At 66.5% G+C, this 7,063-nt stretch carries 6 protein-coding genes and 2 pseudogenes; 5 read left to right on the forward strand and 3 right to left on the reverse strand.

From position 1 onward, the window contains the following. The coding region (locus ABZ420_RS35675; protein ID WP_357132528.1) for an acyl-CoA dehydrogenase N-terminal domain-containing protein at nucleotides 1-188 on the reverse strand (188 nt) is incomplete at its 3' end. A 192-nt stretch (nucleotides 189-380) separates the two neighbouring features. Then, entirely contained in the window at nucleotides 381-821 is a 441-nt protein-coding gene (locus ABZ420_RS35680) for a hypothetical protein (protein ID WP_357132530.1), read from the reverse strand. 125 nt (nucleotides 822-946) lie between these two features. On the opposite strand from ABZ420_RS35680, the pseudogene ABZ420_RS35685 reads away from it, so the two are divergent. Next, nucleotides 947-1,513 (forward strand): annotated as a pseudogene (locus ABZ420_RS35685) (transposase); the annotation flags it as partial. A gap of 102 nt (nucleotides 1,514-1,615) precedes the next feature. Here the strand turns inward: ABZ420_RS35685 and ABZ420_RS35690 are convergent. Continuing rightward, nucleotides 1,616-2,428 carry a helix-turn-helix transcriptional regulator gene (locus ABZ420_RS35690; protein ID WP_357132533.1) on the reverse strand — a complete coding sequence of 271 codons (813 nt, stop codon included), beginning with the start codon at nucleotides 2,426-2,428 and terminating at the stop codon, nucleotides 1,616-1,618. 53 nt (nucleotides 2,429-2,481) lie between these two features. On the opposite strand from ABZ420_RS35690, the gene ABZ420_RS35695 reads away from it, so the two are divergent. From ABZ420_RS35695 to ABZ420_RS35710, 4 genes and pseudogenes are all read left to right on the forward strand, one after another. Beyond that, the gene (locus ABZ420_RS35695; protein WP_357132536.1) at nucleotides 2,482-3,165 is read left to right on the forward strand and encodes an alpha/beta hydrolase family protein; all 684 of its coding nucleotides are present in this window, start codon (nucleotides 2,482-2,484) and stop codon (nucleotides 3,163-3,165) included. Between the two features lie 261 nt (nucleotides 3,166-3,426). After that, nucleotides 3,427-4,106, forward strand: a pseudogene (locus ABZ420_RS35700) (response regulator transcription factor). A gap of 214 nt (nucleotides 4,107-4,320) precedes the next feature. Next, nucleotides 4,321-5,334 (forward strand): alpha/beta hydrolase, encoded by a 1,014-nt coding sequence (locus ABZ420_RS35705; RefSeq protein ID WP_357132539.1) that lies wholly within the window; start codon nucleotides 4,321-4,323, stop codon nucleotides 5,332-5,334. A gap of 10 nt (nucleotides 5,335-5,344) precedes the next feature. Beyond that, nucleotides 5,345-6,529, forward strand: a complete 1,185-nt coding sequence (locus ABZ420_RS35710; protein WP_357132542.1) for an alpha/beta fold hydrolase — start codon at nucleotides 5,345-5,347, stop codon at nucleotides 6,527-6,529. Nucleotides 6,530-7,063: the final 534 nt, after the last annotated feature.

Genomic DNA, 7,063 nt, shown 5'->3' on the forward strand with positions numbered 1-7,063 from the left:
GGTCGACCTGGCGACGAAGACATCAACACCGCGCCAAACAGGCCCACTACCAGCGAAGACAGGCACAACATAACGAAGTGCGGCTGGAGTACTAGGCCGAGCACCTCGAAGAGGTTGAACTCCAGATCGCGAACGTTGCTCTTGTAGTGACCCACCAGACGGGTCCTTTCTTGATCATCTCCGACCATACGTAAGGCGCATCCTCGATGGCGACCGTCGGATGACTTCCCGATATAATACGTGGCTGCTTACGATACACACGCGTTTACAATATGCCAAGTGGTGCTGGTGGTGGAGGCGGATGACCTGGCGGTGTGTCCGATCGGGCTTCCGGTGTGTCCGATCGGGCTTCCGGTGTGTCCGATCGGGCTTCCGGTGTGTCAGGCGAAGTCCGTGGTGTGCCGGATGGACCGCTCGCGGAAGGAGTTCGGCCGGACGCCGGTGATGTCCTGGACCGTGGGGTGCACAGTGGAGGTGAACGAATCCAGTGCGGTGGCGCGCAGCGCCATGATGGCGTCTGCCATGAGTTCGGACTGGCCGTGGTCCAGGATCGTCTGACGCGCGCGGGCCGGTTCGACTTCGACGAACCGTAGCGGGCGGCCCAGCACGTCCGCGAGAATCGCGGTCATCTCGGCGGGGGTCAACGCCTCCGGTCCGCTGAGCAGGTAGGTCTGTCCGTCGTGACCGTCGCTGGTGAGCACGGTCGCGGCGACGGATGCGATGTCGTGTTCATCGATGACGGCGACGCGGCCGTGGCTGCAGGTGGCGAACACGCTGTCCTGGTTGCGGATCGACCCGGCCCAGTGCAGCGCGTTGGCCATGAAGCCGAGTGGGCCGAGGATGGTCCACGCCAGGCCGCTGTCGCGCAGCGCCTGTTCGCCGTGCCGGTGCCAGCTCGGAATCGGGTCCCGGCTCGACTACGTCGCCGCCGAACTGGCCCGGCACCTCGACCCCGGTGCCGTGCGGGATGTCGCGCCCGACGGTGAAGCGCTCGGAGTTAGCCGGGTGGGCGGGCTACGGCTACTGCGCCTCCCACTCCCGCTTCTACCGGGGACTGAAACTGTATCTGGTGTGCACTCCCGCCGGGATGCCGATCCTGTGGGCGATGGCAGATCCGAAAATCGTTGAACGCGAAGTCCTTTCGGCCATGCTCGAAGTCGACGCGGACGTGGCCGCCGAGCACGAGGGCATCCTGCTGATCTGTGACAAGGGTTTCGCGGGCCGCGAGTTCGAAACCATGATGGGCGAGTACGGGATCACCATGCTGCGCCCATCGCGCAAAAACGAGAAGACCCGCCACGGTGAACCACTGCTGAAGAAGGTCCGACAGCTGATCGAGTCGGTCAACGACACCCTCAAAGGCCGGCTCGACCTGGAAGACCACGGCGGACGCTGCTGCCAGGGCGTGGCAATCCGCGTCGCCCAGCGTGTGCTGGCGATGGCTGCCGCGATCTGGCACAACCACACCATCGGCACGCCGATCACCCGGTCACTGATCGCCTATGACCACTGACCGGACTTCGGACTTACTCGTCTAGGTGTTGCTGGCCAGGAGGTCGGTGACACGAGCCCGCTATGAGCTGGATCGATGCGCAGGGCATCGTGGGGGCCAGAGCTAGGGAGTCGCGTCCGCGCGTCCGCGTCCGTTTCGATAGCGGCCGGGGGTGGTGCCGATGATGTTGGTGAACGTGGTGATGAAGTGGCTGGGGTTGGCCCATCCGCAGGCCTGTGCGACATATGTTGTGTCGTGGCCGTCGGCGAGCAGCACGAGGGCGTGATAGATGCGCAGCTGGGTGCGCCACTGGTGGAAGGTCATGCCGAGTTCGTCATGGAACAGTCGGCTGAGCGTGCGGGCGCTGGCTCCGATCGACAGGCCGAGTTCGGTCAGCGGGGTGTTGTCGGAGGGTTGCTCGTAAAGCATCCGCGCGATGGCCTGCAGCCGGTCGTCACGCGGTTCCGGCAGGTTCAGCGGCTGTTCGTGAGCCTGATGCAGCTCGTCGACGAGGACTCGGCGGACGCGAGCGAGCGGGCCACGGTCGAAGCTCGATGCGACGGCGTCGTGGACGCGGGAGCCGGTGAGGGTGAGCAGGGCGGCGCGAGCCAGATCGGAGACGGTGAACACGACGGGCTGCTCGGGCAGCAGCCGCGTTAGCGGCGTCGGCAGGAACAGGATGCGCATGTCGGTTTGGCCATGGGCGCGGTGGCGATGCGCGAAGCCGGCTGGGGTCCAGGCCACGCGGTTGGAGGGCACGATCGAGGTGCCGCGCTCAGTGTGGACAGCCAGGACGCCTCGGGCTGCGTAAACGAGGTGCCCACGCGGGTGCGAATGCAGGGTGCTCGTTGCACCGGAAGGCCACAGGTGCATTCCCCCGGACGGCCAGAGCAGCGCCTTCGCGACGGACTCAAGGGTTTGGCGGCTGTCGGGCATAACATGGCATTCTATCGGTGGCGCGCCGCATGGCTGATGGCGATCATCGACTCATGGCAACGTTCATTCTGGTACCCGGCGCATGGCACGGATCCTGGTCCTTCGAGGCAGTGGTTCCGCTTTTGGAGCGCGCCGGTCACCGCGTTCACGCTCTGACCTTGACCGGTCTTCGGCCCGATGATGACAGCGCCACGGTTGCGACTACTAACCTGGACACCCACGCCGCCGACGTGTTGCGACTCCTCGATCGCGGTAACATCAGCAGCGCGACGCTGGTCGGCCACAGTTACGGCGGGATGGTAATCGCGGCCGCTGCCGAACGCGCGGGTGGCCGCGTCGCACGACTGGTTCACCTTGACGCCTACGTCCCGCGCAACGGCGAATCGTGCTGGTCGTCAACGACCGAGCGCTACCGGCAGGCGTTTGTCGCTGGTGCCGTGACCACCGGCTACGCGGTCCATCCCCCGGAAGGCGGCGACTCCCGCCGCCGGCCCCATCCACTCGCCTCGTTCCTACAATCGGTTCGCCTCACCGGGGCCATTGACCAGGTCCCACGCCGCGAGTTCATCTACTGTTCCGGTTGGGAAGACGGCACACCTTTCAGTGAACTCCGTGCCCGCCTCGAAGCCGATCCCGAATGGCAAGTCCACGACCTACCAACAGGCCACGACGCAATGCGTGAGGCCCCGGAAGCGACCGCCGCACTCCTGCTGGGAGCACGAGCCGTGATTCGATGACTCACGCCAACGCACCGCTGTCCGTCGAGGGCCGCCATCATCTAATCGATCGAGGCCCGAAACACGACTTCCCAGACTTCTCCGGGACGAACATCGAAGGTGTCGACCCACAGCGGTGCGCACTGCCGCGGTCGGCCGGAGGATCACCGGAATGCGGGAACGCTGCCGGCTGCTCGGCGGTGAACTCGAGGCCGAGCCACGTCCCGGGGGCGGGTTCGAAGTGAGCGCTCACCTGCCACTCGCCCCGATGGGATCGCACCGGTGAATCCGACGACGCCGCGGCCGCCCATCAAGGTGCTGCTCGCCGACGACGAACGCCTCGTGCGGTCCGGTTTCAAAGTTCTCCTCGACCTGGAGGACGACATCGCGGTGGTCGGCGAGGCCACCACGGGCGCCGAAGCTGTCGAATTGGCCCGCGCGACCCGCCCCGACGTGGTTCTGATGGATATCCGCATGCCATCGCTCGACGGGATCCGCGCTACGGCCCGCATCGCCGAGACCAACGGGCTGGAACAGGTGAAGGTGCTGATCCTCACCACCTACGACACCGACGAGAACGTTTTCGAAGCCTTGCGGGCAGGTGCGAGCGGATTCCTGCTCAAAGACGCGGGACCCGCCGAACTGCTGCACGCCATCCGGGTGATCGCCGACGGCGACGCCCTGCTGGCACCGCGAATCACCCGCCGCCTCATCGGCCAGTTCACCGCGCAACGCCAGGCGGCCGAGTCCGCTGCGGACCGACTCGCCGTGCTGACCGACCGGGAGCGCGAAGTGCTCGCACTGGTCGGCCAGGGAATGAGCAATGACGAGATCGGTGCCGCCCTGTTCCTCAGCCCGGCCACCGCGCGCACGCAGTCAGCCGGGCGATGGTGAAATTGGGCGCACGCGACCGCGCCCAACTGGTCGTCATCGCCTACCAGACCGGGCTGACCCAGTCGTAGTCACGGCAGCTCTCGACGCCGCCGACCGCATTCGTCCGGCACAGCCGCCCACGCAGGCTCGGTCTTCGCCGACGTGCGCGCGACTACGACCTCCCGCGCAGACCTTCGCGAGCTGCGTACGCAGACCGGCGTAGCCAGTGCCGATAGCCGACGGACGCGGAACGTGCCCGCCGGATCGAGAATCGACGGCAGGAGAGGCAAAGTTCCACTGCGAGTGCGCATTCTGACCGCGCTCACCACCGAGCCGGACTGGGATTCGATCACCCCCGAACAGGTCATCGCGCTACGTGAGGTACAGGCCCGCAAGCGCCGGTCAGCACTGGGCAGGCTGGTCACCGGCAAGCCCGATCAGCGCGCACCCATCACCACGCACACACTCGATCTCCCGCAACGACGTGTGGACGTGCGGGTCTACCACCCTGAACGGGAAGACTCGGCGCTGCCTTTGATCATTGCGTTCCACGGCGGCGGATTCCTCGGCGGCGCACCGGACCAGGATGATTGGCTGCTCGGGCACCTGGCGGCGAACCTTCCGGCCGTGGTCGCCTCCGTCGACTATCGGCTGGCCCCCGAACATCGGATCGGCGCATTCGTCGAAGACGCCCACGACGCCGCAGTCCAACTGGCCGAATCGGCCCCGGCGTTCTGCGCGGACCCCGACCGGATCGCCCTGCTGGGCGCCAGCGCGGGAGCCACACTCGCGGCGCTCACCGCGATCCACGCCCCCGAACTCGGGCTGGCGGTACGGGCGCAGGTGCTGATAAATCCGCAACTCGATTGGACCGACCGTATTTTCGACTACCCCTCGTTCACCGAGAACGCGGACGCACCGAGCCCGACGCCGGCCTTCTGCCGTGCCATGCTGCGTTTCGCAATTCCCGACCGGTTCGATCGCGCGACGATCACCCCACTGCTGCGTGACGACCTCGCGGGGGTGGCCCCGGCACTCATCCAGGCCGCAGGGTTGGACCCGCTGGCCGACCAAGCCCCTGCCTACGCCGACCGCCTGCGGCAAGCGGGCGGCGACGCCACGCTGACGCGCTATCCGGAAGCGGTGCACGCCTTCCTTTCCATGCCCGGACTGGTTCCCGCGGCCCGGCCGGCTCGCGCCGAGATCCTCGACTACCTCCGTACCCACCTGCTGGCCCGGCCGCCGGTTGACGGCTACGCGGCCGGTCGCCGACGCGGCGATACCCGGCAACTTCCTTCCGTTCAACCCATTTCGTGAGAGGTGTTCCATGCGGAATACGACAACCGGCCCAGGCGTGCGGATCGCCGTACGACGCGCGATCTCGGCACTGCTGGTCGCCGGATGTTCGATACCGGTCGCAGGAGTGGCAGCGGCCGAACCGGCGGCTTCGAGCAGCCCCGGAACCATCGTGTCGTCCCGGTCGCTGGAGGCGGCGGAGCTGATTCCCGCGGCGGGCGAGGGGTATCGGCTCGTCTACCGGACCACCGGTCGGGACGGCGAGCCGGAGATCAGCGGCGGAAATGTTTACCTGCCCGCGGGGACTCCTCCGCCGGGCGGGTGGCGGGTGGTGTCCTGGGCGCACGGCACGAGCGAGATGGCACAGGGTTGTGCACCCAATCTCATGGGCGGCATCGCGGATACGCACGACGAAACACCGCAGCTGTCCGACTATCTGGCCCAGGGCTACGCCGTGGCGGCCACGGATTACATCGGGCTCGGCGCCTCGGGTCACTACGAGTATCTGGCCGGACGCGCCGAAGGGCACGCGGTGCTCGATATCGTCCGCGCCAGCCGCCTCGTCGACTCTGAGATATCGAATTCCTATGCGCTGGCCGGGCATTCCATCGGCGGGCATGCGGTGCTGCACGCGGCGCAATTGTCGTCGAGCTACGCACCGGAACTCGATCTGCGCGGCACCGCCGCCTTCGCTCCGACAAGCAACTACGAGCAGTTGATCTCCGCGCTTTCCGGACCGGACCTGGCTGTGCCACTTCCCGCGGGACTACAGATCAGGGTCTTGATGGTCCTGGCCGGACTCGACCATGCGCGTCCGGAACTGGCGGTCACCGACTACCTGAGCGAACGGGGCAAACAGGTGCTCGCCATCGCGGAGTCCGGCCAAGGCTGCCTGAAATCGGCGGAAGAAGCCCTCGCGGGTCGTCCCTTCGGCCAGTTGTTCACCAAACCTCTGTCCGACCCGGCACTGACCGCCGCACTGCGCGACTACATGGCCGCACCCACCACCGGCTACAACCGGCCTCTGCTGATTCTGCAAGGCGGAGCCGACAACGTGCAGCCGATGCCGACCACGATCCTGCTCCAGCAACAACTTCACCAGAGCAACCTCGACAGCCGCCTGATGCTCTACCCCGCAGCAAACCACTTCACGCTCTTGCCGCAAGCCCGCCACGATACGACCGCATTCCTCGCCCACATCTTGCCGAGCCACTGACTACCGGTGGGCAGCGCCCCCTGGGGTCCCGAGTGCTGTGGTGCGGTTGACCAGCCGGCTGGCCTCTTCACATTTGCGGCGAAGGAAGGCCATGGCGGCGCTGTTCAAGGTCGGTTTCAATGTCGTTGATTCTGTGCATGATTCGCGGATCGACGCGGAGCATGGGACAGCGGATGCAGGCATGTTCGTGGCTGCACGGTGTGGCGTAGGGCCGTCCACACGATCCGAGTTCGACTTTGCGTTTGTCGAAATGCTCCTGGAAGCGGCCCGACCTGCTGCACACTCCCGATTGCCGGCAGCTCGATACGCCCGTCACGAAGCGCGCGCCTTTGCTCCTCGACTTGATGCACCCCCATAAACATCAGACCCGTAGATCAACGACCGAAGTGCGGTTGACAGGACCGACGGCAGCTGGGTCGGCTCGGTCGAACTCCTGGCCGCACGGTCACGCCGACCGCCACGGCAGGAGCCGACGAACCGCCTTTCGTCCCGAGGTGATGTGCGGGGGTCGCGACATCAGGGAATCCTTGCCCC

The organism is Nocardia sp. NPDC005745, from assembly GCF_040630775.1.
Taxonomy (GTDB): domain Bacteria; phylum Actinomycetota; class Actinomycetes; order Mycobacteriales; family Mycobacteriaceae; genus Nocardia.

Coding starts and splice junctions, on each gene's coding strand:
- ABZ420_RS35690 (WP_357132533.1), bottom strand. CDS start 2,428: ATGCCCGACAGCCGCCAAACCCTTGAGTCCGTCGCGAAGGCGCTGCTC.
- ABZ420_RS35680 (WP_357132530.1), bottom strand. CDS start 821: ATGGCCAACGCGCTGCACTGGGCCGGGTCGATCCGCAACCAGGACAGC.
- ABZ420_RS35710 (WP_357132542.1), top strand. CDS start 5,345: ATGCGGAATACGACAACCGGCCCAGGCGTGCGGATCGCCGTACGACGC.
- ABZ420_RS35695 (WP_357132536.1), top strand. CDS start 2,482: ATGGCAACGTTCATTCTGGTACCCGGCGCATGGCACGGATCCTGGTCC.